Consider the following 22,754-nt stretch of genomic DNA (forward strand, 5'->3'; position numbering starts at 1 on the left):
ATCAGCTAAAATCCTCGCATTTCTCTGCAATTTCTTCGGCTTCGAGGTAGTCCTCGTGCTGTTTCATAAGGCCGGCGACGAACTCTTTACGATCAGCAGGTGGAACTGCCACAAAGTCGGCCTCAACGTAGGATCTGGCTAGGGTGAGGAAGTCTATTTTGCAATTCGCAGCGTAGACAGACTTAGCAACCTCAATCCACATTTGCTGCCCATGCGCACCCCAACCAGAGGACATCCGCGGCTCTAAAACCTCGTCCGCCGAGGGCCATAAACACTCCATAAGTTGTAACGAAACATCAGCGCTTCGAAGCATCGCCGCTTCGGAGGCAAGATAGCCCGGTTTTGCCATTAGTGTTTCATCATTCACCGCGTTCATATACTTCAGCAGTTCGCTAAGGCCATAAGCCCCCATCAGCACGATGCCCATCACGCGCTTATCAAGATCAGACATCGACTGGGCCGCAACGTTCCTGCCTCGCACTTCCAGTAGGGTCCGCAAAGGCGAAGCGTCATCTTCGAACGAAGAATCCAACATACCTTGTAAGACCAAATGAATGCTCGTGTCTGCGGTGGTTGCCACAGGGCAAGTATCGGCGATGTAGAACCACACTGCGTCAGCCATCGCGTTCGAGCTAGGCGTGCCAGCAGCAGATGCTTGCGCCAACGCATTTGACGCAAAACCAATCGCGAGAACTGATATCGCCGCCCGAACAAGCATCACGCCCCCATCGTCCAGCGCGCCCAGAACCCGCCAAGCACTTCGTACTTTGCAAGGAACGCCACGATCACCACCCAGGCCAGCGACAGCGGCAGGAACACTTTCCAGCCGATCCGCATCAGCTGGTCATAGCGGTAGCGGGGTGTGATCGCCTTGACCATAGCGAACATGAAGAAACACATCGCCATCTTCAGGATCATCCAGAAAATCCCGTCGGGCAAGAACGGCACCGGCGACAGCCAGCCACCCAGGAACAGCAGCGACACCAGGGCGCACATCAGCACCACGGCCATCAATTCGCCAATCATGAACAGCAGGAACGGGGTCGATGAATATTCTACCTGATAGCCCGCCACCAGTTCCGATTCCGCCTCAGGCAGGTCAAACGGGGGCCGGTTGGTTTCGGCCAGGGCGCTGATAAAGAACAGGAACAGCATCGGGAAATGCGCGACCCAGTACCAGCTGAACAGCCCTCCATTGCCGTCCTGCGCGCTGACGATATCGCTCAGGTTCATGGACCCGGTCGAAATGATCACGCCGATGATGATCAATCCGATCGACACCTCATAGGAAATCATCTGCGCCGCAGATCGCAGCGAGCCGAGGAACGGATATTTGGAGTTCGAGGCCCAACCGCCCATGATCACGCCATAAACCTCAAGCGATCCAATGGCGAAGATATACAGGATGGCCACGTTGATATCGGCAAGCACCCAGCCTTCGTTGAACGGGATCACCGCCCATGAAATCACCGCCAGTACAAAGGCGATCATGGGGGCAAGGAAGAACACGAACTTGTCGGCCCCCGCAGGCACGACAATCTCTTTCACGATGTATTTGAGAAAATCGGCAAAGCTTTGCAGCAGACCAAAGGCACCCACCACGTTCGGCCCTTTGCGGATCTGGACAGCAGCCCAGACTTTACGGTCCGCATACATCAGGAATGCAAGAGCCACCAAAAGCGGGATCAACACCAGTAGACACTGCCCCAGAATGACAAGCACAATGCCAAGGTTGGTATTGGTAAAGAATTCAACCATCTATTCGCCCCTTATTCGGCTGCCATAGGGGCATTGGCCCGCGCTTTTGCATTCGCGCTTAGCTCTGCCATCAGGCTGGAGGCGCGCGCAATCGGGTTGGTCAGGTAAAAGTCGCTGATCGCATTGCGGAAGTTAGCCTTGCCCGGTTTCTTGACCGGGATTGGCTGCCATTCGTTTTCGGCCACTTCGTCAATCTTGCCCAGATGCGGATGGGCTTTGACCAGCGCCTGACGCAGCTGCGCCATGCTGTCGAATGGCAGTGTCGCGTCCAGTTCGGCAGAGAGCGCCCGCAGGATCGCCCAGTTTTCCTTGGCCTCACCGGGCGGAAAACTGGCGCGCAGGGCCAGTTGCGGGCGGCCCTCGGTATTCACGAACAGACCGTTTTCTTCCGTATAGGAGGCACCGGGCAGGATGATATCGGCACGATGCGCGCCGCGGTCACCATGGCTGCCCTGATAGATCACAAACGGACCGGGAGCGATATCCACCTCGTCAGCGCCAAGGTTATAAATCACCTCTGCATCCTTGACCGCGTCCATGCCACCCTCGGCCACGGCACCCACATCCATCGCACCCACACGACCGGCGGCAGTGTGCAGGATCATCAGTTTAGATTGCGCGGCCTCTGCCGCCTTCATCGCCAGGCTCAGCACCGCTTCGCCATCGGCCTCGTTCAACGCACCTTGCCCCACGATCATCACACCGCGTACGCCATGCTTGTCGGAATGATCCTGATTTGCCAGGTTTTCGAGCGCTGCGCGATCCGTACCAATGTCGATAACATCATAGGTCAGATCAACGAGTTCGCCGATCCGGGCCACCTTTGCCCCCTTCAGCCATGCCTTGCGGATACGGGCATTCAGCACCGGCGCCTCATCACGCGGGTTGGTGCCGATCAGCATGATCATCTGGGCGTCATCAATATCCTCGATGGTGGCCGTCCCGACATAGGCAGACCGGTTGCCAGTAGGCAGCTTGGCACCATCAGTGCGGCATTCAACAACACCGCCCTGCCCTTCGATCAGTTGTTTCAGGGCAAAGGCAGCCTCGACCGGGGCCAGATCACCGACCAGACCGGCCAGTTTCTTGCCTTTCATCGCGGCGGCCGCAGCGTTCAGCGCTTCGGGCCAGCTTGCTTTACGCAGTTTGCCGTTCTCACGAATATAGGGCGTGTCCAGACGCTGCTTGCGCAAGCCGTCCCAGACGAAACGGGTCTTGTCGGAAATCCATTCCTCGTTCACGCCATCATGGTTGCGTGGCAGAAAACGCATCACCTCGCGGCCTTTGGTATCAACACGGATGTTGGACCCAAGGGCGTCCATCACATCAATGGATTCGGTCTTGGTCAGCTCCCACGGACGGGCGGTAAAGGCGTATGGCTTCGACACCAGCGCGCCCACCGGGCAAAGATCGATGATGTTACCCTGCAGGTTCGAATCCAACGTCTCACCAAGATAGCTGGTAATCTCGGCATCCTCACCACGACCGGTCTGGCCCATCTGGTGAATACCCGCGACCTCGGTCGTGAAGCGCACGCAACGGGTGCAGGAAATGCACCGGGTCATGTGGGTTTCAACCAGCGGACCCAGATCAAGGTCCTCGGTCGCGCGCTTTGGTTCGCGGAAGCGGGAAAAATCAACGCCGTATGCCATCGCCTGATCCTGCAGATCGCATTCGCCACCCTGATCGCAGATCGGGCAATCCAGCGGGTGATTGATCAGCAGGAATTCCATGACGCCCTCGCGGGCTTTCTTGACCATGGGGCTGTTGGTCTTGACGACCGGCGGCTGGCCTTCGGGGCCGGGGCGCAAATCGCGGACCTGCATGGCGCAGGACGCGGCGGGCTTGGGCGGGCCGCCCACAACCTCGACCAGACACATCCGGCAGTTGCCGGCAATGGAAAGCCGCTCATGATAGCAGAAACGCGGGATTTCGATGCCCGCTTCCTCGCAGGCCTGGATCAGGGTCATGGCCCCGTCAACTTCGACCTCATTCCCATCAATGATGACTTTGCGCAGATCAGACATGGCGTGCCTTATTTGTTCCCTATCGCGCAGTGCCCCGCGTTGCGGTGGCTGCGCGTTGCCGCGTTCTAACGCGACATGGGGGGCGATGCCAGTCTGATCGGCAAAAAAGAGGTTAAATTTCAGCCCACACGCAGCGACTTATCGCAGCAGCCAGCCAACGCGCGTATTGCGTTCAATCTGATCACGGCCCACGGCGCAATAGCTGGCCTCATCACCTTCAACGACACCAAGGCGGGCGAGCTGCGTACGGGCGATCCCGATCAGGCGACGTTCTTCCTCTTTGTCTTTCACATAGGCCTCGACCTCGGCCTCTGAATACCCCTGCTCCAGGGCGTAATTCTTCAGCTCCTGCAGAAAACTGATGCCGCGAAAGGTGCGGGCGCGTATACTGCTGCATTTTTCGGAAATCTCATAGGCCATACCGACATGAACAATCCCGTCCCGCACGCGAATCTCATCCTTGAGCGCCGTTTGCGCAGACAGATTGCCTGCAAGTGCCACTGTTGCGACGGTAAGTGCCGCGATAAAGGCTGGGGTCTTGGTCATCGTCATTCTCCTGTCGGCCACTTGGGCGGGCCCTTTACGTTGGCATGACATCGGGCCTGACGCCGCGCTATTCAATATCAGCGGCGCGTTATCCGGTTTTTTGGCCCGTTTCCGCCAGCGCGGCGCGCTGCAACCCCTTGCCGCCAAAGATTTCGTAGGTATCGCCTGCCTGCATCAGATGCCGCCAGCGCGCCATGCCTTCGGCCACGTCAGGGCGATGGCCCGCTGGCACCCACCAGCAGACCAGAAAACCGCTGTCACCGGGCACAAACCACTGCGTGCGGCCCGCCATGATACGGGCATGCAAGGTTCTGGTCACAAACCGGTACAGAGGCGCGGCCCCGGTCCAGATCGACAATGTCGATGCGGTATTGGGCCGGTCGGCCAGCGGCCCATCCGGGTTCGTCTGGGCAGCATCCATATCGTCATCCGGCATGCGCCAGATAAACCCGGGACTACGGGCGGCGATGGCATTGACCTGATCCAGTGCGGCCTCAAACCCCGCGATACGCGGATCACCCCAGGGATAACGCAATGTGCCAAAGTTGAACTCAGCCAGATGGCGGGTCATTGCGCGGCCTGGGCGCGCAACCAGTCCCAGCCAAAGGCGTCGGCCGTATCGCCGTGCTTTTCGCGATGGGCGAGTTTTGCCATCGCCTCGTCCAATGTGGGGCGCGTGCCTTCCGGCACCCACCACATCACGAAATGCATCTGCACCAGATCTTCGAACCATTCCTTGCCGCGACGCATGAACTTGTCATGCAACGTGTTGAAAACAAAGGTCTCCAACTGCTGCGGGGTCTCCCAGACTGACAGATTGGCGACAAATTGCGGGTCGCCGTCGATGCAATTGTCGGTATTGCCACGGCCAGGTTCACCCGACCCTTCCATCATCCAGACGAAACCGGGCATCCGTTTGCCCAGCCCATTGATCCGGTCAAGATTATCCATGAACTCTGCCACCCGCAGATCGTCCGTGGGCGCAATCAGTCGTCCAATATTCAATTCAGCTAAATGCATATCAAATTCCAAAACCCGGATGGGTTGAAACCCATCTTACGTCAACGGCGCCGTTGTCTGGTAGGCGCAACCCCGGCGAGTGCCTTACGCCCGAAGGCCAGAGTCAGGATTGCTCCGATTGCTGCCAGCACGCCCGCCGCCGCATAGGCCCAAACCGGGGCGATATCGGCCCGCACCGCCTGCACCGTAAACCAGGCTGGCACACCACAGACGCCAGTCGTGACAAGGGCCGCACCCATACTTGCGGCCCCATCAAGGATATTGCGAAAGGACATCAGCCCTAGTTGACCGGCACCAGAACCGCCGCCATGGCGCTGTTTTCGGCATATTCGGCATCTGCCGCCGGACACAGATCACCGCCCGTCGACAGATCAACGCTATGTTTGGCGTTAAAACTACGCTGGCTGACATCGGTTTCGGCATCAATCTGGTTGCGCAAGCCAAGCGCGGACAGCGACCCGCGCCCGACCTCGTTGCGCCGTTCATTGACCTGCAGATCAAGCACACGGTCATAATCGTAGCGCACACAGTTCTGCGCCACCTGATTAGCGATCTTGAGGGTCGCGTAATATTGCGGCGTCGGCAGATTATAGAGCTTCTGCACCGCCGGATCGTCAAAAGATCGGGCGCCTTGAGGCCCGGTTGCACATGCGGCCAGTGTCAAAACCGCCCCGATTGTCAATGCACGCATCATCATTCTGCTGCCATCCCTGCTAGTCGTTTATCCTTGATCCGGTCCTCAATCTCGTCCCGGAAATTCTTGATCAGGCCCTGGATCGGCCACGCGGCGGCATCGCCTAAGGCGCAGATCGTGTGGCCTTCAACCTGTTTGGTCACATCCAGAAGCATATCGATCTCTTCAACGGATGCATCCCCTTTCACCAAACGCGCCATCACGCGCATCATCCAGCCGGTGCCTTCGCGACATGGCGTGCACTGGCCGCAGCTTTCGTGCTTGTAGAATTTGGACAGCCGCCAGATCGCCTTGATCATATCGGTGGAGTTATCCATCACGATCACCGCAGCCGTGCCCAGCGATGACCCTTTTTCCTTGAGCGCATCGAAATCCATGATCGCATCACGCATGTTCTCGCCCCGGACACACGGCACCGAAGAGCCACCCGGAATGACCGCCTTTAAATTGTCCCAGCCACCGCGAATCCCACCGCAATGCTTTTCGATCAGTTCCTCGAACGGGATCGACATTTCCTCTTCGACCACACACGGGTTGTTCACATGACCCGAAATGGCAAACAGCTTGGTGCCCGCATTATTCGGGCGTCCCATCCCGGCAAACCAGTCGCCACCGCGGCGCAGGATCGTCGGCACCACGGCAATCGATTCAACATTGTTCACGGTGGTCGGACAGCCATAAAGCCCCGCACCAGCCGGGAATGGCGGCTTCATCCGCGGCATGCCCTTCTTGCCCTCAAGGCTTTCCAGCAGCGCGGTTTCCTCACCACAGATATAGGCGCCAGCGCCATGGGTCAGGTAAATGTCGAAATCCCACCCGGATTTGGCGGCATTCTTGCCGACCAGACCAGCCTCGTAGGCCTCATCAATCGCCGCCTGCAGTGCCTCTTTCTCGCGGATATATTCGCCACGAATGTAGATGTAACAGGCATGGGCATTCATCGCGAAACTGGCGATCAGGCAGCCCTCGACCAGCGTGTGCGGGTCGTGACGCATGATTTCACGGTCCTTGCAGGTGCCGGGCTCGGATTCGTCAGCATTCACAACCAGATAGGCCGGGCGACCATCGCTTTCCTTGGGCATGAATGACCATTTCAGCCCCGTCGGAAAACCAGCGCCACCGCGACCACGCAGACCCGACGCCTTCATCTCATTGATGATCCAGTCCCGGCCCTTCTTGATGATGTCCGCCGTGCCATCCCAATGGCCACGCTCCTGCGCGCCACGCAGGGTACGGTCATGCATCCCGTAAAGGTTGGTGAAAATCCGGTCTTGGTCTTTGAGCATCAGTTCCCGCCCTTTTCATCCTGGCGCGCACGCCAGAGCCTAAATGTCTGCCATAGCGCAAACCCGAAACCGGCGAGCGCTGCAAGGTCAAAAAACGCGCGGGTCCGGTTGGACCAGCCATATTCTGCCCCGATCAGCGTCACCAATATCCAGAAAACACCAACACCGGCCAGGATCAACGCGACCCGTTGTCCTGCCTTGGCCTGTCTGGTGTTACCGTGTTGCGCCATGGGTCAGTGACGTCAGTAGACGTCACCCTTTTTCACTTTGCTGGAAAACTCGGTCGTGCCGCCTGCGGCCAGTGTCTTGGCCTGTTCAACCCATTTGTCACGGGTGGCACGGCCTTTGAAGCCCTTCAGGTTATCATCCATCCACGCCTGCTCCGCCGGACCCCATTCCGCGATCTGATCAAAATGATAGATCCCCATCTCGTGCAAAGTTTCTTCCAGCTTCTTGCCGACACCCTTGATCTGCTTGAGGTCATCGGGGCCGCCTTCACGCGCCTCGCTCAGAAAGGCCGGTTTGCCAGCGGCAGCCGGTTCTGCAGCTGCCTTCGTTGCAGCCGGGGCCTCATCCTTGGGGGCTTCGTATTTCCATTCGCCTTTCTTGGCGTCCAGTTCATCCTCACCAGCCAGCGGCGCGGATGGTTTCACCTTTGGCTCATCACTGGCGGCAGGGGCTTCGGCGGCGGGCTCTGGCGCAGCGGCCGGTTCGGGCGCGGCGACGGGCTCTGGTGCGGCGACCGTTTCAGGCGCAGCGGCCGATGCGGTGGGTGCGGCCGCTGTCGGCGCGGTGACCGTTTCGGCGCGCGGTGCCGGTTCACGCCAACCCAACATCAAAACAATTGCCGTAATCGCGGCGACGATGCCGCCAATGAATATGGCGCCGATAAACTGATAGTCATAAAGAACAAAGGCAACGCCCGCCGCGATGATCCCGAACAGGGCCGCAACGGCAATGATACCCAAACCTTTTGGTGCTGTATCTTTCATCTTGTCTTTTCTCCCTCAGGTGGCCGTGAGCGCGGCCTTCTTGACGTCAGCGTCACCACCCACAGACAGCAGCGCACCGAGGTCCCATATCACCTCTACCCGAAACCATGCCAAACCGTAAAGATTTTGTGTGATCCGGGGCAGTTAGGCGGAAGATGCGGGAAAAACTGTCACGGTTTTGGGCGGTCAGCCCTTCTTGGCCAGTTCTGCAGCCTGCGCCATCCAGTTGTCGCGTGCGATCCGGCCCTTGAACTTGAGCCGGCTATCAACCCATGCGATTTCTTCTGGCGTCCATTTGGCGATCTGATCGAAATGCCAGAACCCCAGCTCGTTCAGCACGCCTTCGAGCTTGGGGCCCACACCGCTGATCTTTTTCAGATCATCAGCACCGCCATCGCGCGGGGCGCTCAGTGTTTCGGGCTGTTTTTCGATCGTCGGATCAGGATGGGATTTGGACACCGGCTTTGCCGCAGATTTCGCTTTCGCCTGCTGCTTCGTCACGCCGGTTTCGTCAGTAGGCTTGTTCGCCGCGGGCTTAGGCTCTTTCGCCTTGGCCGGTTTCGCCTTTGGCTTTGTCTTGGTCGTGCCGTCATCAATCCAAGGGGTCAGCAGCGGCACCTCTGTGCCATCAATCCGCTTGACCGTATCGCCGATTTCCACGGCGGCCTGTACGCTGGCATTATACTGGGTCTTGCCGCTTTCATGACCGCGCAGGCTGGTCAGGCCTTTCAGCGGCTCGGCAGCAAACCGGCCATTCTGCGGGCCGGGTACAGGCACCTTGCCAGCGGCCAGCTCATCAATGATCTCACCCAGACGAGCGGCGGTCAGATCCTCATAATAATCCTTGCCGATCTGTGCCATAGGGGCATTGGCACAGGACCCGAGGCATTCAACCTCTTCCCATGAAAACTTGCCATCGGCGGACAGGGCATGGGGCTTGTCCGCAATCTTGTCCTGACACACCCCGATCAGGTCCTCTGCCCCGCAGATCATGCAGGACAACGTGCCGCATACCTGAATATGGGCGACCGACCCGACTGGCTGCAGCTGGAACATGAAATAGAACGATGCAACCTCAAACGCGCGGATATAGGCCAGATCCAGCATATTCGCCACGTATTCAATCGCCGGGCGGCTCAGCCAGCCTTCCTGTTCCTGCGCGCGCCACAAAAGCGGAATAATGGCCGAGACCTGGCGACCATCGGGGAATTTCTTCATCTGCGCTTCGGCCCATTTGAGGTTATCAGGGGTGAACGCAAAGCTGTCAGGCTGATCAGGATGAAGACGACGCAGCATAGGGACCTCAGTTAGCAAACATGGGCAGTCAGACGGGCAACCCGCAAACCTTTTGCAACGACCTACACAGGAAGCGGGCATTTGACAACGGCATGGAAGGCAAGCTTTTGTTATGGATGGCTTAGATCCACGGAGCCGGGCATCAACTATAAAAAATTAGATCTTTGGAAGCCATATCAGAACAGCAATTAACATCCATGCAAATGCATACGAAGTCGGATTGGGGCCTAACAAAGCAAATCCCAAAGCACTCGCCTCTGTTTCGTTCATGTTCCAAATAGAAAACACTTTACTGCACACCAGTCATGAACACGGCTGCGGTAGTTACTCCAAAGACCGCCATCGGCAACCCATTCGTTGCAACACCGCTCAGCAGGATCATGGCAGGCCAGATGCCCAATATCATCAGGCGCAGGCCCCGGCAGTCACCGCAATCCCCCTGCCCGGAATCACTTCGGCACCACCTTCGTTGCGAAGATCCTGCACCACCCGGCCCAGATCATCCTTGGACAAGGTCGCGCTGGCCATGATCGCTGATGAGGTCTGGGCATTCACCTCACATCCATTTTCGGCAGCCGCGCGCAGGAACCTTTCCTTGGCGGACAGTGGAATAACCGCCGTGGGCGGCTCGGGCTCCGGAGGAGGCACAAAAACCGGCACACCGCGATAATCCGGCACTGCGCAAGCAGCAAGGCCGACAAAGGCAAGAACGGGAAGCTTACGGATCATGACGGTCACCTCATTGAACAACGGCTTTGCGCCGACCTTACGGCCCGGCCCCCTGGATATCCAGCAGCGAAAACGAAACGCGAGGATTTGTGCCGATCAAAGCGAAATCTCAAAAATCTGAATCAGATTTTTGATTTCAAGACAGATGCGCACGCTGCTCCTGTCTTGTCACCGCGAAAATCTGCGTTGCAGATTTTCCGGACGACGCCCTAGAGAAGACCGCGCAGCAGGCTGGCAAGAAACACAATGACCGCGCCAATCACAGCGCCCTTGATCAGCCGGTTACTGCCCTTGGCCAGCAACACAGCTCCGGCGCCAGCAAGTGCGCCGTACAGCAATAGCCAAAGATCAAAATAAAGGCTCATGGCAGCTCGTCAGCAATCCTTGACAGTCACCTGAACGCCGTCAGCGTCCTGGCTTATGGTCAGATCACCGCGCTGTACCGCATCGTCCAAAAGATCTTCGATGCGGTTGTTCAGGTCATCGAACAACTCAGCACGGTCGGCAGCGGGCACGTCGACCATATCAAAAACCGTATCCATGACATCCTGCTGCATGCGATCGTCAATCTCGCGCGACATCCGCGCCACACAGTCGGTGCCTTCGTTCTTCAACCAATCCGTGGCCACGCTCACCAACTGCGCATCAGTCAACCCGTCCAGACGGGCCTGTGCAGCAGATTCATCCGCCACAACAGGGCTTGCGGCCATCAGGGTAAGGGCGGCAACAATCCAGCGCATCAGCGGTCAATCTCGCCAAACACAACGTCCATCGTGCCGATGATCGCAGCCACGTCGGCCAATTGATGGCCCGTGGTCACATGATCCATCGCCTGCAGATGCAGATAACCCGGTGCACGCAGCTTGGCGCGATAAGGCTGGTTGGTGCCATCAGCGACAAGGAACACGCCGAATTCCCCCTTTGGCGCCTCGACGGCGGCATAAACCTCGCCTGCAGGCACGTGGAACCCTTCAGTATATAGCTTGAAGTGATGGATCAGCGCCTCCATCGAGGTCTTCATCTCGCCCCGCGTCGGCGGGGTCAGCTTGCCCCGCGCCATCACATCACCCTTTTCATGGCGCAGCTTTTCGCAGGCCTGACGGATGATATGGGTGGATTGGCGCATCTCCTCCATCCGGCACAGATAGCGATCATAGCAATCGCCGTTCTTGCCGACCGGCACCTGAAACTCGAACTCGTCATAGCATTCGTAAGGCTGCGCCCGGCGCAAATCCCAGGCAAAACCGGACCCGCGGACCATCACACCTGAAAAGCCCCAGTTCTGGATATCCTCTTCGGTGACGATGCCAATATTGGCATTGCGCTGCTTGAAAATCCGGTTCTCGTTCAGCAGGCTCGCGATATCGTCAAGGATCTTGGGGAACTCCACCGCCCACTGATCGATATCCTCGACCAGCTGATCGGGCAGATCCTGATGCACCCCACCGGGGCGGAAATAGGCGGCGTGCAGGCGGGCACCACAGGCACGCTCATAGAACACCATCAGCTTTTCGCGCTCTTCGAAACCCCATGACAAGGGCGTCATCGCGCCTACATCCATGGCCTGCGTGGTCACGTTCAGCAGGTGATTCAGCACGCGGCCGATCTCGGAATACAGCACGCGGATCAGGCTGGCGCGGCGCGGCACCTCTGTCCCGGTCAGCTTTTCGATCGCCAGACACCAGGCATGTTCCTGGTTCATCGGGGCGACGTAATCCAGCCGGTCGAAATAGGGCAGGTTCTGCAGATAGGTCCGCGATTCCATCAGCTTCTCGGTGCCACGATGCAGCAGGCCGATATGCGGGTCACAGCGTTCGACAATCTCGCCGTCCAGCTCAAGCACCAGCCGCAAAACACCATGCGCTGCAGGGTGTTGCGGGCCAAAGTTGATGTTGAAATTGCGAATCTGCTGTTCGCCGGTCAGCGCATCGGTCGACCCGTCATCGTAAGTGTTGACCCGGATATCACCGTCCATCATGCTGTCATCCTCGCACGGTTGTCTTGCCAGTTCTGCGGCAAGGGGCCCACATTGCGGGCCACCCAGTCGTAGTGTTCATTCAATAGTTTCAACGCCCTGGGGCGCAGTTTGTCCAGCATCACAACCTCCGGCCCCTGATGAACCGGCTGCGTGATCGCTGGCGTTACGGCCTCAATACCAAGGAAGCTGCAAAGTTGCGAGAGGCCTTCTTGTCTCATCATGTTTTCCGTGAACAGGACCAGCAACCGGTCCTCCGGCACCACCCGGCGCAGCTTGCGGATGATCCCCGGATAGTCGCCGCGTTCCAGAATATGCGTCTCCTGCCCCCGGTTCAGAATACGGTAAAGGATATTGTTCGCCTTCTTTTCATAAACCTCGTGGCTTTGCCGCTGCCGCCGCGCCTGCATCCGGATATGCGACCACAACCGGTCCAGCGGATCGCGGATCAGAAAGACGAATTTCGTAGCAGGCGACAGGGCCACCATCCGCGCCAGCGTCTCATCCGGCAGCGTGGCGTAATTCGGGGTCATATCCGCATAAACCTGCGCCGCGCCACGATTCTCCGTCAGCCATTCCAGATAGGGCCTGTCCCCCGCCCGGTCCCCCTCAACCGCCGCGATCAGGCCGGTCATATCGGCGATCCGGCGGTCCACATTTTCCACCTGCCAGCCCCTACCCGCCGCATCAGCCTCCGCCCGCAACGCACGCAACTCCTCCAAGCGCAACGCAAACGCATCCACCTGTCGGCCACGGACATCCGCATCAAACGTATCCCAATAATGCGCCTCCTTCACAGCGGGCAGCGCACAGTCAGGATGATCGTGCAGATAACGATAAAGCCAAGTCGTGCCAGCCTTCGTGGCACCGACGCAAAATAGCAACGCCGGATCAGGCATCGTGGGCTTCGTCAAAGCAGTACTTCACCATCCCGTCACCTGGAATAGATGGCAATGAATACGAACAATTGCGCAATGAACAAGACAATCTTGATCGCCTGATAATTCATCTAGGACGGGTCCGCATCCGGCGCAAACATCGCAAACACTTCCGCCTCTGTCATCGTCTTTGTCTCACCCGCCAACGCATAGTTCCCCGGCTTCTTGTCGATAAACACCTGCACGCCAATCTCGAACTGACCGGGATCGTCAAACGCCTGAATGGACACATGCTGGTTCTGCCCGTCCTGCGTCTGCCAAAGCAGCGATGACCCGCATTCGCGGCAAAACAACCGCTCGCCCCATTCGGACCCTTTGTAGGACCCAACCGGCGCGCCCTCATCGAATTTCACCGACGACCCGCAATCCACCGACAGATACATGCCCCCCGACCATTTGCGGCACATGCCGCAATGGCAGGCCCCTGCGCCCAGCCCGCCAACGGTGGGCGTTGCGGTGGACTTACATGCACCACACATGCAACTGCCTTTCAAAGCTTCCGCCATTATCCGATCCCCCTTATGCTTCATCCGGCGCAAAGATCGCGATGCACTCCGCCTCTGTCAAACAGCGCGTCTCGTTTGCCAAAGCATAATTATCGGGCTTTTTGTCGATGAACCACTGGTTTTTCAGGGTGAATTGGGCCGGATCGTCAAAAGCATTCATCGACACACCCTGCCCGGTGCCGTCCTGCATCTGCCAGACAAGCGAAGACCCGCAGACCGTGCAAAACAGGCGCTCACCCCATTCGCTGCCTTTATAGGACCCCAGCGCATCCGTATCCTCGAACCGGACCGAACTACCGCAATCGACAGCCATATACATGCCACCGGTCCAGCGGCGGCACATGGCACAATGACAGACATTCGCGAAAGGTCCGACAGGTGTGGCGGTAAACTGGCAGGCACCGCAAAGGCAGCTCCCGGACAGGGGGCTGCCGGGCGTCATCAGCCCGCTTTCTCGTCGTTCTTCTCATCTCCCGGCAGGATGTATTCCGCACCCTCCCATGGCGACATGAAGTCGAACTGGCGGTATTCCTGCACCAGATTCACCGGCTCATAAACGACGCGCTTTTGCACCTCGTCATAACGCACCTCGGTGTAGCCAGTCGTCGGGAAGTCCTTGCGCAACGGATGGCCGCGGAACCCGTAATCGGTCAGGATGCGGCGCAGGTCCGGATGGCCGGAAAACAAGATACCGAACATGTCGAACACTTCACGTTCAAACCAATTGGCCGACGGGTGTATCCCGATGATCGACGGCATCATATCCTCCTCGCGGATCTGCACGCGCAGGCGGACCCGATGGTTCTGATACATACTCAGGAAATGATAGACGACATCGAACCGCTTGGCGCGGCTGGGATAATCCACCGCCGTGATATCAACTAGGGTCGAAAACTGGCACGCCTGATCGTTCCTGAGGAACTCGACAAAACTGACCAGCGATGACGGCGCCACATTCACCGTCAGCTCATCATGGGCCACGTCCCAGGACAGCACGCAATCCGTCCGCTTCAACTCCAGATGGGCGCCCAGTTCCTGCAATGCTTCGGTCATCTTACAATCGTCCCCGTACGCCGAATTTTTCGCTGCAGCTGCAGGATGCCGTATAGCAGCGCCTCAGCCGTGGGCGGGCAGCCCGGCACATAGACATCCACCGGCACGATGCGGTCACAGCCGCGCACCACGGAATAGCTGTAGTGATAATACCCGCCGCCATTCGCACAGGACCCCATGGAGATCACATAACGCGGCTCCGGCATCTGGTCGTAAACCTTGCGCAGTGCCGGGGCCATCTTGTTGGTCAGCGTGCCTGCGACAATCATCAGGTCCGACTGGCGCGGGGAGGCCCGGGGTGCCGTCCCGAACCGTTCCAGATCATAACGCGGCATGGATGTATGCATCATCTCGACCGCGCAACAGGCCAGACCAAATGTCATCCAGTGCAGCGACCCGGTGCGCGCCCAGTTGATGATGTCAGCGGTCGACGTGACAAGAAAACCCTTGTCCTGCAATTCCGAATTGATCAGCTGCGCGCCGTGTTCCTTGTCGGCGCCGACGGCGGTTCCGGTCATGACACCCATGGTGGCTCCCTCTTCTGGCAGGATAGCTGCCTTTGGCTTGGATGACATGTAGCCGCCCTACCAAGGGGCGTCAACGCGACAGAACCGCCAAAATCAACCGTGATAGAGGCGGACAGGGCTACCCTTGGCGCGCTTGATCAAACCGCGCGCCTCGTGATCCAGCTGCACCGCCTTGATCCACCAACCGGCCTTGTCACCGCCGGGGAATAATATCGGGTCCAGCCCGGGCAAAAGTGCGGCCTTGGCATCCGCCACAGTCATACCCGGCGGCTCTTGTGGCAGGACAGCCAGCAGGCTGGCGCGCATCGCCTCAAACTTGGCGCGATTGACCCGCCAGGGTTTGCCCTCCCGGGTCAGAACCTCCATCGTTTCCTCAGCCATGCAGGGTCATCTCCTTTTGCCCGGCGGTGATCTTGGGATTGCGAAAACCCATCGCGACCCAGGCCCCCAGCAGCCGGAACATGAACGAGGCCGTATGCGATTTGGGATTGGGCATGTCATTCGGCAACGGATCACCGCTGATACGGTCCTTGGTCATTGTGCGCAGATCCATGGCGGGCCGCTCACCATCCGGCCAGCGTGCCGCATAAAGCGACAGCCAATGCCCGGCAAAAAACTCCAGAAACATCGGGGTATTGCAGCATGTGGCGATGACCCGGCGGGTCGTTGCATTTGGCGTCAGACGAAAGCAGCGCAGCATGTCCTGATCGTCCGCAAATGTCACCCGATCCTTGCGCTGCAGCACAAACTGCGTCCCGCCTGTCGGCGCACGTTCCGGCACGGCATCGGGCAGCGCCTCCATCATCCCGGCAGCCGTCCGGCAACTGGTACAATGACATTCCGCCGCGATAATCGGTCGCCCCGCTGCCACCATCGCGGTTTGCCCACACCGGCATTTCAAACGAATCTCTTCCATGGCGCCTCGCTTTCCATAACCAGACTGGACCGTCCAGTTTGATTGTCAAGATCAAACACGCTATCAAACCGCATGACCACCCAAACCCAGCTCCCTCCCCGCGTCCAAAAAACCCGCGCCAGGATCATCGCGGCCGCAACCGATCTGTTCCTCAGCAAAGGATTTGTCGAGACGCGGATGGATGAGGTCGCCGCGCGGGCAAATGTCTCAAAACAAACGCTTTACGCGCATGTTGGCACGAAAGAGGCGCTGTTCATAGAAATGGCCGAAACCATGATCGCAAACGCCGTCGCCGCCCAGCGCAAAGCGGCTCCGGACCCCCAGGTTAGCGATGATCCGCAGGACTTCCTGCTCACCCACGCACGCGCGCAACTCCGCACAGCCCATGACGGCAAACTGATGCAAATCAGGCGGGTGGCAATTGCAGAGGCCGAGCGCTTTCCGGCATTCGGCAAAGCCATCTTCGACCTCGGTCCCGGCAGTTCCATCCGTCGGCTCGAACGGGCATTTTCAAGATGGCACAGGGCGGGCGCACTCAACACACCAAACCCGCGTCAGGCTGCCGAAACCTTCAACTGGCTGATCATGGGTGGTCCCACAAGCGAGGTCATGTTGACCGGGCATTCAACAACAATGGACGGCGAAAAAGCCGATGCGCATGTGCAGGAATGTGTCAGGGTCTTCTGGGCCGCCTACGGGGTGTGATGGATCACTCCCACTCCAGCGCGCCCTTTTTCCACTCATAGGCAAAGCCGATGGTCAGAACGGCCAGAAACACCATCATCGACCAGAACGCCGTCATACTGATATCGGCAAAGGCGACAGCCCAAGGGAACAGGAACGCCACCTCAAGGTCAAAGATGATGAACAGGATCGAAACGAGGTAGAACCGCACATCAAACTTCATCCGCGCATCGTCAAACGCATTGAACCCGCATTCATAGGCCGACACTTTTTCAGGGTCTGGATTGCGCACGGCGACAATAGCTGCAGCAAGGATCAGGATCAGGCCCAGCCCGATGGCAAGCCCCAGAAAAATCATGATCGGCAGATATTCAGACAGCATTTCCTGCACGGGGTGATCCTTTTCGGCGCGGCACGCCAAAAGGCGCGACTAAACTTGGCTGGGGCTTGCATACCCTTGCCCCCCGGAAGGGTCAACCAATCGCAATGTCGCAGAAGCCGGAAAAAACGGACCTAGTCGGCACCATCCACAACAGGCGGACGCGGTGACAAAACCGCATTGGCCACGGACAGAAATGACACGCCATGGGCCAGACCATTGGCGCGGCTGGGTTGGCCGGTGATCATATCGGCCGTCTCTGTCAGATTGTCCATCTGCTGATCTGTCAGCCAGAACATCAGATGCATGCCAAGGGTGAAATCACCGGGCAACTCTGAAATCCGGACGGTACAGCCGTTTTCGGTGGGAACAAAGGTCTCTGATGTCACCGTGACGCCGCCGCCGGGTACAACCAGCATGGTCTGCTGCTCGGTTTCGGTCAGGGCGAGCGTCTTGGCGGCGACATGGGCGACCATGGGCTGCGTCGGATTTTCCGGGTCAGCCACCTGCGGGGCGACAATCGCCACATCAAAAAACCCGTTATCATCAGGCTTGCCGGTCATGACCCGGCCTCGGCGCGTGCCGGGCTGCAATGCAAACTGATTGCGGGCGACAGAGGCCGAACAGGGCACATCGATCGCGGCACGCAGGCGCAGACGGATCGCCGGCCCAACCGACATCATCACATCAAACACAAACTGCAGCACCGCCATCAGGAAACCCGCCAAAAGCATCGACAGGGCCACCAGTATAACAAGGGCCGCGCTGGCATGCTCAACCGGGGCCAGCAGGCTCAGCGCCTTGATCCACGGGGCCGCAACCGCCAACCCGGTGACCACCAGCGACAGGCTGATTGTTTCAACAGGGGCGTTGGGAAATAGCACAACATGACCACCCACCAGCAACGCCACGGCAATCGACGCCAATGTGGCCCGGTCCGGTGCCATGAATGACGGATCAATCAGCGATCCAATCAGGAAAACACAAACGGGAATTGCCACGGCAAACGCCACAAGGCGGCGCAAACGGGTAATGCGATAGATCATCTGGTCTGGTGTCGGCCAATCAAACTGCATGTCTGTCCCCTTTCCTGGGTCCAGACAAACCGCCAAATCAGTCAGAAGTGAGACGGAAATCTGACGATTGTCTTATGACGCTGTGTTCCATGCGGGTTTGCGCTTCTCAAAAAACGCCGCAATCCCTTCCGCCGCCTCATCACCATTCCACTGCGCAATCAGCGCTTCAACCGACTGGTCCACGGTGCCTTGATCAATCACGGGGCCCAGCGACCGGGCAAACGCCTTCGCCGCGGCCACCGCACCCGGCGCGCAAGCCAGATAAGGCACAACCTCGGCCTCCACTGCCGCATCGAGATCATCCGCTGGCACGGCTTTGGCGACCACACCCAGCGTCACCGCCTCGGCCGCATCGAACACGCGCGATGACATGAACACGCGGCGCGCATGCGCCTCGCCCATCCGCGCCAGCACATAGGGGCCAATGGTTGCCGGGATCAAACCCAGCTTTGTCTCGGTCAGGCCGAACTTCACATGATCCGCCGCAATCGCGATATCGCAGACGCAGGCCATCCCGACCCCGCCACCAAACGCATTGCCGTGTACCCGGCCGATCACCGGCTGCGGCAGCGTGTTGATCGCACAAAGCATCCCCGCGATGGATTGCGCAGCGGCCCGCTTCATCTCCGCGTCACCCGCCATCTGGTCACGCATCCAACCCAGATCACCGCCTGCACAAAACGACGGCCCCTGCCCGGCCAGCACCACGACACGAATATCGCGGTCAGCAGCAATGCGGGCCGCCGCATCGCGCAGATCGTTGATCAGCGCCTGCGACAGCGCATTATGTTTCTCGGGCCGGGCCAGCGCCAATGTGGCCACACCCCGGTCATCCACGCTCAGATCAATCATCGCATCCCCCGCGCCAGTGTCGCCGCCTTGGCAATCACATCACCGTCAACCCCGGTCTCAAATCCCAGATCATGCACCCGCTCCAACACCGCTTCGGTCGCCACATTGCCCGGTGCGCCGGGGGCATAAGGACAGCCGCCCAGCCCGCCAACCGCACTGTCAAAATCGCGCAACCCGATGTCCAGCGCTGTTTCGACATTGGCCAGCGCCTGCCCGCCGGTATCATGAAAATGGCCTGCCAGCCCTGTTGCCGGGGCCACCTGCAACACGGCCTCCAGCATCCGGGCCACCGTTTCTGGCGTACCCTTGCCGATGGTATCACCCAGCGACACCTGCATCGGGGCCACCGCCAGCAGCATTTCGGTCGCGCGCGCCACAGCGGCAGGGGCTACCGGGCCCTCAAACGGGCAATCCGTCACGCAAGACACATAGCCGCGCACCGGCACGCCCGCATCTTCGGCAGCACGGACAACCGGGGGCAGCCGCTCCACTGATTCCGCAATCGAACAGTTCAGGTTGCTCTGCGAAAACCCTTCAGAGGCTGAAATGAACACCGCCACCTCATACATCACTCCCGGCACACGGGCGGCCACAAACCCCTCCCAGCCACGCATATTCGGCACCAGAACCGCATAGCGGACGCCCTCCACCGGGGTCATCGCCGCCAGCACACGGTCGGTATCGGCCATCTGCGGCACCCATTTGGGGCTGACAAAACTGCCCACCTCGATATCGCGCAGCCCCGATGTGCTCAGCAAATCGATCAGAGCAACCTTATCGGCCACCGCAATCACAGTCTTTTCATTCTGCAACCCGTCACGCGGACCAACCTCGTGAAGACGCACGCGCTCAGCCACCGGCCCACCCTTCTTCCGAGTTCAAATATCCCGGGGGAGCGCCGCAAGGCGCGGGGGCAGCGCCCCCTCCCACGCCGCACCGTCTCACGACGGGATCTCCCAAGGCGGATAAAACGCCTTGGCATATAGCCCCGGACCATTCGGCAACGCCTTCCGATACGCCTCGCGCGTCTGCAACCGGTCAAACCAGGCCGACAACTTTGGAAACTGATCCAATTCCACAAAATGCCCGGCCATGTAAACCGCCTGCCCGACCCCGATATCCGCCGCTGAAAACGACGACAGCAGATAATCCCCCGTCAACCCCGCCTCAACTGTGCGCAGGGTCTTGGCCAACCGCTTGGCCTCCAGCTGCATCACAATGGGCGAGCGCATGTGATCTTCAAAAAGCGCAACATGCTGCTGGGTCAGCGCGGCGGTATGCTGACTGATCGTCTCAGCGAAATGGATCCAGTTCAGCCAGGCCGCGCGGTCAACGTGGCCTGGGTCTCGACCCAGGGTCGCCTCGGGGAAACGCTCGCACAGATATTCCGCAATCGCCCCGCTTTCGGTGATCACCACGCCGTCAATCTCCAGCGTCGGCACCCGGCCTGTCGGGTTCAGCGACCGGTACGGCTCTTCGCGCAACGTCTTGTCGAACGGATAGACCTGCAGTTCAAAATCAACGCCGATCTCATAAAGCAGCCACAGGCTGCGCATCGACCGTGTCTGATGACAATGATGCAAGCGGATCATTCCACATCCTCCAGCGCGACCATCAGCGCTCCGGCGGTCACCTGATCGCCCGTCGCCACCGCAACCGACGCGACAACACCATCGCGCGGGGCGCGCAGCACATGTTCCATCTTCATCGCCTCCAGCACAACCATCCGGTCGCCCTCGGCCACCGCCTGCCCTGCGGCCACGACCACATCGCGCACCAGCCCCGGCATCGGGGCCAGCACCGTATCACCACCCAGACCGGCCCCGGCCCGATCCAGCGGATCGACGATATCGAATGTCAGCGTCTCCGCCCCGAACACAGTAACACGGCTGCCATGCCGGATCGCGGGCAGACCCCAGTGATCACCATGGCGGGCCAGTGTGACATCATCCTCCGCCTCAGCCACAGCCACCCGATCAGGGCCAGTGATCGTCAACCGCGTCGTCAACGGCGCACCGGCATGGGCCAGAACAATCTCGCGGCTCAGCGGCTCCCACAGGGTAAAGCCCGTCAGCGGCCCACCCCCGATATCAGCCGCCGTCACTGCCGCCACCGCAATATCACGCAGCGCGGGAACCGGGGCCGCACAAAGCACGGCCTCTTCCCGCGCAATCAACCCGGTATCGACATCACCGGCCACAAACCCCGGATCGCGCGACAGGTGCCGCAAGAACCCCAGATTGGTCACCGTGCCTGCCACCTGCGTGGCATCCAAAGCTGACGACAATGACCGCAGCGCGGTCGCACGGTCCGGGCCATGCACGGTCACCTTGGCAATCATCGGGTCATACCATGGCGAAATCTCCGACCCGGCCTCGACACCGCTGTCAATGCGGGCCGTGTCAGGAAACACCAGATGATCAATCGTGCCGGTCGCAGGCAAAAACCCCGCAGGCACATCCTCGGCATAAAGCCTTGCCTCGAAGGCATGCCCATTGATCGACAGATCCTCCTGCCGGGCGGGCAACGCCTCTCCTGCCGCAACACGCAACTGCCATTCCACCAGATCAACGCCGGTAATCGCCTCAGTGACGGGATGTTCCACCTGCAACCGCGTGTTCATCTCCATGAACCAGAATCCATCGGTACGCAGCCCATCAGACCCATCGACAATAAACTCGATGGTCCCGGCCCCGGCATAGCCAATGGCCTTGGCCGCCGTCACCGCCGCATCGCCCATCGCCTGACGCACAGCGGCGGTCATCCCCGGCGCAGGCGCCTCCTCGATCACTTTCTGATGGCGGCGTTGCAGCGAACAATCCCGTTCGAACAAATGCACCGCATCCGTGCCATCCCCAAACACCTGCACCTCGATATGACGGGGCGAGGTGATGTATTTCTCGATCAGCACATCGGCATTGCCGAACGCGGTGCGCGCCTCGGCCTGAGCCGACGCCAGCGCCTCGGCAAACCCTTTCGCATCCTCGACCAGACGCATGCCCTTGCCGCCGCCACCGGCGACAGCCTTGATCAGCACCGGATATCCGATCTGATCCGCCTCACCGGCCAGAAAATCCGGGTTCTGGTTTTCGCCATGATATCCCGGCACAACCGGCACCCCGGCCTCATGCATCAGCGCCTTGGCCGCATCCTTCAGACCCATAGCGCGAATGGCCTTGGCCGATGGGCCGACAAACACCAGCCCCGCAGCCTCCACTGCCTCCACAAACACAGGATTCTCCGACAGAAACCCGTAACCCGGATGGATCGCCTGCGCCCCGGTATCCAGGGCCGCCTGCACGATCAGATCACCCCGCAGATAACTCTCCGCCACCGGCGCAGGACCAAGGCGCACCGCCTCATCCGCCTGCCGCACATGCAAGGCACCCGCATCAGCATCCGAATAAACCGCCACCGTGCGCACGCCCATCGCACGGGCCGTCTGGATCACACGGCAAGCGATCTCGCCCCGGTTGGCAATCAGGAATTTAGTGAACATT

Annotated in this window: 30 protein-coding genes; 1 reads left to right on the forward strand and 29 read right to left on the reverse strand. The window is 59.4% G+C overall.

Annotation, left to right across the window (positions count from 1 at the left end; all coding sequences use genetic code 11):
- Position 1: 1 nt before the first annotated feature.
- The 23 genes from ACFWW4_RS05585 to ACFWW4_RS05695 all read right to left on the reverse strand — a co-directional run bounded on the left by ACFWW4_RS05585 (position 2) and on the right by ACFWW4_RS05695 (position 16,263).
- Complete coding sequence (locus ACFWW4_RS05585; RefSeq protein WP_411889939.1) at positions 2 to 718, reverse strand: hypothetical protein; 717 nt, start codon at positions 716 to 718, stop codon at positions 2 to 4.
- Complete coding sequence (nuoH, locus tag ACFWW4_RS05590; RefSeq protein WP_411889940.1) at positions 718 to 1,758, reverse strand: NADH-quinone oxidoreductase subunit NuoH; 1,041 nt, start codon at positions 1,756 to 1,758, stop codon at positions 718 to 720. Before nuoH ends, ACFWW4_RS05585 begins: the two co-directional genes overlap by 1 nt.
- 11 nt (positions 1,759 to 1,769) lie before the next feature.
- Positions 1,770 to 3,785, reverse strand: a complete 2,016-nt coding sequence (nuoG, locus tag ACFWW4_RS05595; protein ID WP_411889941.1) for an NADH-quinone oxidoreductase subunit NuoG — start codon at positions 3,783 to 3,785, stop codon at positions 1,770 to 1,772.
- Between the two features lie 138 nt (positions 3,786 to 3,923).
- Entirely contained in the window at positions 3,924 to 4,331 is a 408-nt protein-coding gene (locus ACFWW4_RS05600) for a DUF5333 domain-containing protein (RefSeq protein ID WP_411889942.1), read from the reverse strand.
- An 88-nt stretch (positions 4,332 to 4,419) separates the two neighbouring features.
- Positions 4,420 to 4,902, reverse strand: a complete 483-nt coding sequence (locus ACFWW4_RS05605) for a DUF3291 domain-containing protein (RefSeq protein ID WP_411889943.1) — start codon at positions 4,900 to 4,902, stop codon at positions 4,420 to 4,422.
- The gene (locus ACFWW4_RS05610; RefSeq protein WP_411889944.1) at positions 4,899 to 5,351 is read right to left on the reverse strand and encodes a DUF3291 domain-containing protein; all 453 of its coding nucleotides are present in this window, start codon (positions 5,349 to 5,351) and stop codon (positions 4,899 to 4,901) included. Before ACFWW4_RS05610 ends, ACFWW4_RS05605 begins: the two co-directional genes overlap by 4 nt.
- A gap of 41 nt (positions 5,352 to 5,392) precedes the next feature.
- On the reverse strand, positions 5,393 to 5,626 hold the full coding sequence (locus ACFWW4_RS05615; RefSeq protein WP_411889945.1) for a hypothetical protein: 234 nt from the start codon (positions 5,624 to 5,626) through the stop codon (positions 5,393 to 5,395).
- 5 nt (positions 5,627 to 5,631) lie between these two features.
- The gene (locus ACFWW4_RS05620) at positions 5,632 to 6,042 is read right to left on the reverse strand and encodes a hypothetical protein (protein WP_411889946.1); all 411 of its coding nucleotides are present in this window, start codon (positions 6,040 to 6,042) and stop codon (positions 5,632 to 5,634) included.
- A gap of 2 nt (positions 6,043 to 6,044) precedes the next feature.
- Complete coding sequence (gene nuoF / locus ACFWW4_RS05625) at positions 6,045 to 7,331, reverse strand: NADH-quinone oxidoreductase subunit NuoF (RefSeq protein WP_411889947.1); 1,287 nt, start codon at positions 7,329 to 7,331, stop codon at positions 6,045 to 6,047.
- Positions 7,331 to 7,561, reverse strand: coding sequence for a DUF5337 domain-containing protein (locus tag ACFWW4_RS05630; RefSeq protein ID WP_411889948.1), 231 nt, complete (start codon positions 7,559 to 7,561; stop codon positions 7,331 to 7,333). The genes nuoF and ACFWW4_RS05630 overlap by 1 nt, the downstream gene beginning before the upstream one ends.
- Before the next feature lie 12 nt (positions 7,562 to 7,573).
- A complete protein-coding gene (locus tag ACFWW4_RS05635) occupies positions 7,574 to 8,323 on the reverse strand; it encodes an NADH:ubiquinone oxidoreductase (RefSeq protein WP_411889949.1) in 750 nt (249 codons plus the stop codon).
- 186 nt (positions 8,324 to 8,509) lie between these two features.
- Positions 8,510 to 9,619, reverse strand: coding sequence for an NADH-quinone oxidoreductase subunit E (locus ACFWW4_RS05640; protein ID WP_411889950.1), 1,110 nt, complete (start codon positions 9,617 to 9,619; stop codon positions 8,510 to 8,512).
- 405 nt (positions 9,620 to 10,024) lie between these two features.
- A complete protein-coding gene (locus ACFWW4_RS05645) occupies positions 10,025 to 10,348 on the reverse strand; it encodes a hypothetical protein (protein WP_411889951.1) in 324 nt (107 codons plus the stop codon).
- Positions 10,349 to 10,557: 209 nt separating this feature from the next.
- Entirely contained in the window at positions 10,558 to 10,713 is a 156-nt protein-coding gene (locus ACFWW4_RS05650) for a hypothetical protein (protein ID WP_411889952.1), read from the reverse strand.
- Between the two features lie 9 nt (positions 10,714 to 10,722).
- A complete protein-coding gene (locus tag ACFWW4_RS05655) occupies positions 10,723 to 11,088 on the reverse strand; it encodes a hypothetical protein (RefSeq protein WP_411889953.1) in 366 nt (121 codons plus the stop codon).
- The gene (locus tag ACFWW4_RS05660; protein WP_393926521.1) at positions 11,088 to 12,326 is read right to left on the reverse strand and encodes an NADH-quinone oxidoreductase subunit D; all 1,239 of its coding nucleotides are present in this window, start codon (positions 12,324 to 12,326) and stop codon (positions 11,088 to 11,090) included. The genes ACFWW4_RS05655 and ACFWW4_RS05660 overlap by 1 nt, the downstream gene beginning before the upstream one ends.
- A complete protein-coding gene (locus ACFWW4_RS05665) occupies positions 12,323 to 13,222 on the reverse strand; it encodes a sulfotransferase (protein ID WP_411889954.1) in 900 nt (299 codons plus the stop codon). The genes ACFWW4_RS05660 and ACFWW4_RS05665 overlap by 4 nt, the downstream gene beginning before the upstream one ends.
- A gap of 110 nt (positions 13,223 to 13,332) precedes the next feature.
- Positions 13,333 to 13,767, reverse strand: coding sequence for a GFA family protein (locus ACFWW4_RS05670; RefSeq protein ID WP_411889955.1), 435 nt, complete (start codon positions 13,765 to 13,767; stop codon positions 13,333 to 13,335).
- 13 nt (positions 13,768 to 13,780) lie between these two features.
- Positions 13,781 to 14,209: a GFA family protein gene (locus tag ACFWW4_RS05675; protein ID WP_411889956.1), complete on the reverse strand. Its 429-nt coding sequence runs from the start codon at positions 14,207 to 14,209 to the stop codon at positions 13,781 to 13,783.
- Positions 14,209 to 14,820 (reverse strand): NADH-quinone oxidoreductase subunit C, encoded by a 612-nt coding sequence (locus ACFWW4_RS05680; RefSeq protein WP_411889957.1) that lies wholly within the window; start codon positions 14,818 to 14,820, stop codon positions 14,209 to 14,211. Before ACFWW4_RS05680 ends, ACFWW4_RS05675 begins: the two co-directional genes overlap by 1 nt.
- A complete protein-coding gene (locus ACFWW4_RS05685; protein WP_393926579.1) occupies positions 14,817 to 15,347 on the reverse strand; it encodes a NuoB/complex I 20 kDa subunit family protein in 531 nt (176 codons plus the stop codon). The genes ACFWW4_RS05680 and ACFWW4_RS05685 overlap by 4 nt, the downstream gene beginning before the upstream one ends.
- A 93-nt stretch (positions 15,348 to 15,440) precedes the next feature.
- Positions 15,441 to 15,728, reverse strand: coding sequence for a DUF6958 family protein (locus tag ACFWW4_RS05690; RefSeq protein ID WP_411889958.1), 288 nt, complete (start codon positions 15,726 to 15,728; stop codon positions 15,441 to 15,443).
- The gene (locus ACFWW4_RS05695; RefSeq protein ID WP_411889959.1) at positions 15,721 to 16,263 is read right to left on the reverse strand and encodes a GFA family protein; all 543 of its coding nucleotides are present in this window, start codon (positions 16,261 to 16,263) and stop codon (positions 15,721 to 15,723) included. Before ACFWW4_RS05695 ends, ACFWW4_RS05690 begins: the two co-directional genes overlap by 8 nt.
- Before the next feature lie 72 nt (positions 16,264 to 16,335).
- On the opposite strand from ACFWW4_RS05695, the gene ACFWW4_RS05700 reads away from it, so the two are divergent.
- Complete coding sequence (locus ACFWW4_RS05700) at positions 16,336 to 16,968, forward strand: TetR/AcrR family transcriptional regulator (protein WP_411889960.1); 633 nt, start codon at positions 16,336 to 16,338, stop codon at positions 16,966 to 16,968.
- Positions 16,969 to 16,972: 4 nt separating this feature from the next.
- On the opposite strand, the gene ACFWW4_RS05705 is transcribed toward ACFWW4_RS05700, so the two are convergent.
- The 6 genes from ACFWW4_RS05705 to ACFWW4_RS05730 form a co-directional block, all read right to left on the reverse strand.
- Positions 16,973 to 17,338 carry an NADH-quinone oxidoreductase subunit A gene (locus ACFWW4_RS05705; protein WP_411889961.1) on the reverse strand — a complete coding sequence of 122 codons (366 nt, stop codon included), beginning with the start codon at positions 17,336 to 17,338 and terminating at the stop codon, positions 16,973 to 16,975.
- A 122-nt stretch (positions 17,339 to 17,460) separates the two neighbouring features.
- Positions 17,461 to 18,402 carry a hypothetical protein gene (locus ACFWW4_RS05710; protein ID WP_411889962.1) on the reverse strand — a complete coding sequence of 314 codons (942 nt, stop codon included), beginning with the start codon at positions 18,400 to 18,402 and terminating at the stop codon, positions 17,461 to 17,463.
- 72 nt (positions 18,403 to 18,474) lie between these two features.
- Positions 18,475 to 19,254: a crotonase/enoyl-CoA hydratase family protein gene (locus ACFWW4_RS05715; protein ID WP_411889963.1), complete on the reverse strand. Its 780-nt coding sequence runs from the start codon at positions 19,252 to 19,254 to the stop codon at positions 18,475 to 18,477.
- Positions 19,251 to 20,111, reverse strand: coding sequence for a hydroxymethylglutaryl-CoA lyase (locus tag ACFWW4_RS05720; RefSeq protein ID WP_411889964.1), 861 nt, complete (start codon positions 20,109 to 20,111; stop codon positions 19,251 to 19,253). Before ACFWW4_RS05720 ends, ACFWW4_RS05715 begins: the two co-directional genes overlap by 4 nt.
- An 84-nt stretch (positions 20,112 to 20,195) precedes the next feature.
- Positions 20,196 to 20,846 (reverse strand): glutathione S-transferase family protein, encoded by a 651-nt coding sequence (locus tag ACFWW4_RS05725; RefSeq protein WP_411889965.1) that lies wholly within the window; start codon positions 20,844 to 20,846, stop codon positions 20,196 to 20,198.
- Positions 20,843 to 22,753 (reverse strand): biotin carboxylase N-terminal domain-containing protein, encoded by a 1,911-nt coding sequence (locus ACFWW4_RS05730; protein WP_411889966.1) that lies wholly within the window; start codon positions 22,751 to 22,753, stop codon positions 20,843 to 20,845. The genes ACFWW4_RS05725 and ACFWW4_RS05730 overlap by 4 nt, the downstream gene beginning before the upstream one ends.
- Position 22,754 lies beyond the last annotated feature (1 nt).

Source organism: Yoonia sp. SDW83-1, from assembly GCF_046762885.1.
In the GTDB taxonomy this organism is placed as follows: Bacteria; Pseudomonadota; Alphaproteobacteria; order Rhodobacterales; family Rhodobacteraceae; genus Yoonia.

Excerpts from the sequence above, each read along its gene's own strand:
- ACFWW4_RS05585 (WP_411889939.1), bottom strand. The coding sequence starts at position 718 with ATGCTTGTTCGGGCGGCGATATCAGTTCTCGCGATTGGTTTTGCGTCA.
- nuoH (WP_411889940.1), bottom strand. The coding sequence starts at position 1,758 with ATGGTTGAATTCTTTACCAATACCAACCTTGGCATTGTGCTTGTCATT.
- nuoG (WP_411889941.1), bottom strand. The coding sequence starts at position 3,785 with ATGTCTGATCTGCGCAAAGTCATCATTGATGGGAATGAGGTCGAAGTT.
- ACFWW4_RS05600 (WP_411889942.1), bottom strand. The coding sequence starts at position 4,331 with ATGACCAAGACCCCAGCCTTTATCGCGGCACTTACCGTCGCAACAGTG.
- ACFWW4_RS05605 (WP_411889943.1), bottom strand. The coding sequence starts at position 4,902 with ATGACCCGCCATCTGGCTGAGTTCAACTTTGGCACATTGCGTTATCCC.
- ACFWW4_RS05610 (WP_411889944.1), bottom strand. The coding sequence starts at position 5,351 with ATGCATTTAGCTGAATTGAATATTGGACGACTGATTGCGCCCACGGAC.
- ACFWW4_RS05615 (WP_411889945.1), bottom strand. The coding sequence starts at position 5,626 with ATGTCCTTTCGCAATATCCTTGATGGGGCCGCAAGTATGGGTGCGGCC.
- ACFWW4_RS05620 (WP_411889946.1), bottom strand. The coding sequence starts at position 6,042 with ATGCGTGCATTGACAATCGGGGCGGTTTTGACACTGGCCGCATGTGCA.
- nuoF (WP_411889947.1), bottom strand. The coding sequence starts at position 7,331 with ATGCTCAAAGACCAAGACCGGATTTTCACCAACCTTTACGGGATGCAT.
- ACFWW4_RS05630 (WP_411889948.1), bottom strand. The coding sequence starts at position 7,561 with ATGGCGCAACACGGTAACACCAGACAGGCCAAGGCAGGACAACGGGTC.
- ACFWW4_RS05635 (WP_411889949.1), bottom strand. The coding sequence starts at position 8,323 with ATGAAAGATACAGCACCAAAAGGTTTGGGTATCATTGCCGTTGCGGCC.
- ACFWW4_RS05640 (WP_411889950.1), bottom strand. The coding sequence starts at position 9,619 with ATGCTGCGTCGTCTTCATCCTGATCAGCCTGACAGCTTTGCGTTCACC.
- ACFWW4_RS05645 (WP_411889951.1), bottom strand. The coding sequence starts at position 10,348 with ATGATCCGTAAGCTTCCCGTTCTTGCCTTTGTCGGCCTTGCTGCTTGC.
- ACFWW4_RS05650 (WP_411889952.1), bottom strand. The coding sequence starts at position 10,713 with ATGAGCCTTTATTTTGATCTTTGGCTATTGCTGTACGGCGCACTTGCT.
- ACFWW4_RS05655 (WP_411889953.1), bottom strand. The coding sequence starts at position 11,088 with ATGCGCTGGATTGTTGCCGCCCTTACCCTGATGGCCGCAAGCCCTGTT.
- ACFWW4_RS05660 (WP_393926521.1), bottom strand. The coding sequence starts at position 12,326 with ATGATGGACGGTGATATCCGGGTCAACACTTACGATGACGGGTCGACC.
- ACFWW4_RS05665 (WP_411889954.1), bottom strand. The coding sequence starts at position 13,222 with ATGCCTGATCCGGCGTTGCTATTTTGCGTCGGTGCCACGAAGGCTGGC.
- ACFWW4_RS05670 (WP_411889955.1), bottom strand. The coding sequence starts at position 13,767 with ATGGCGGAAGCTTTGAAAGGCAGTTGCATGTGTGGTGCATGTAAGTCC.
- ACFWW4_RS05675 (WP_411889956.1), bottom strand. The coding sequence starts at position 14,209 with ATGACGCCCGGCAGCCCCCTGTCCGGGAGCTGCCTTTGCGGTGCCTGC.
- ACFWW4_RS05680 (WP_411889957.1), bottom strand. The coding sequence starts at position 14,820 with ATGACCGAAGCATTGCAGGAACTGGGCGCCCATCTGGAGTTGAAGCGG.
- ACFWW4_RS05685 (WP_393926579.1), bottom strand. The coding sequence starts at position 15,347 with ATGGGTGTCATGACCGGAACCGCCGTCGGCGCCGACAAGGAACACGGC.
- ACFWW4_RS05690 (WP_411889958.1), bottom strand. The coding sequence starts at position 15,728 with ATGGCTGAGGAAACGATGGAGGTTCTGACCCGGGAGGGCAAACCCTGG.
- ACFWW4_RS05695 (WP_411889959.1), bottom strand. The coding sequence starts at position 16,263 with ATGGAAGAGATTCGTTTGAAATGCCGGTGTGGGCAAACCGCGATGGTG.
- ACFWW4_RS05700 (WP_411889960.1), top strand. The coding sequence starts at position 16,336 with ATGACCACCCAAACCCAGCTCCCTCCCCGCGTCCAAAAAACCCGCGCC.
- ACFWW4_RS05710 (WP_411889962.1), bottom strand. The coding sequence starts at position 18,402 with ATGCAGTTTGATTGGCCGACACCAGACCAGATGATCTATCGCATTACC.
- ACFWW4_RS05715 (WP_411889963.1), bottom strand. The coding sequence starts at position 19,254 with ATGATTGATCTGAGCGTGGATGACCGGGGTGTGGCCACATTGGCGCTG.
- ACFWW4_RS05725 (WP_411889965.1), bottom strand. The coding sequence starts at position 20,846 with ATGATCCGCTTGCATCATTGTCATCAGACACGGTCGATGCGCAGCCTG.
- ACFWW4_RS05730 (WP_411889966.1), bottom strand. The coding sequence starts at position 22,753 with ATGTTCACTAAATTCCTGATTGCCAACCGGGGCGAGATCGCTTGCCGT.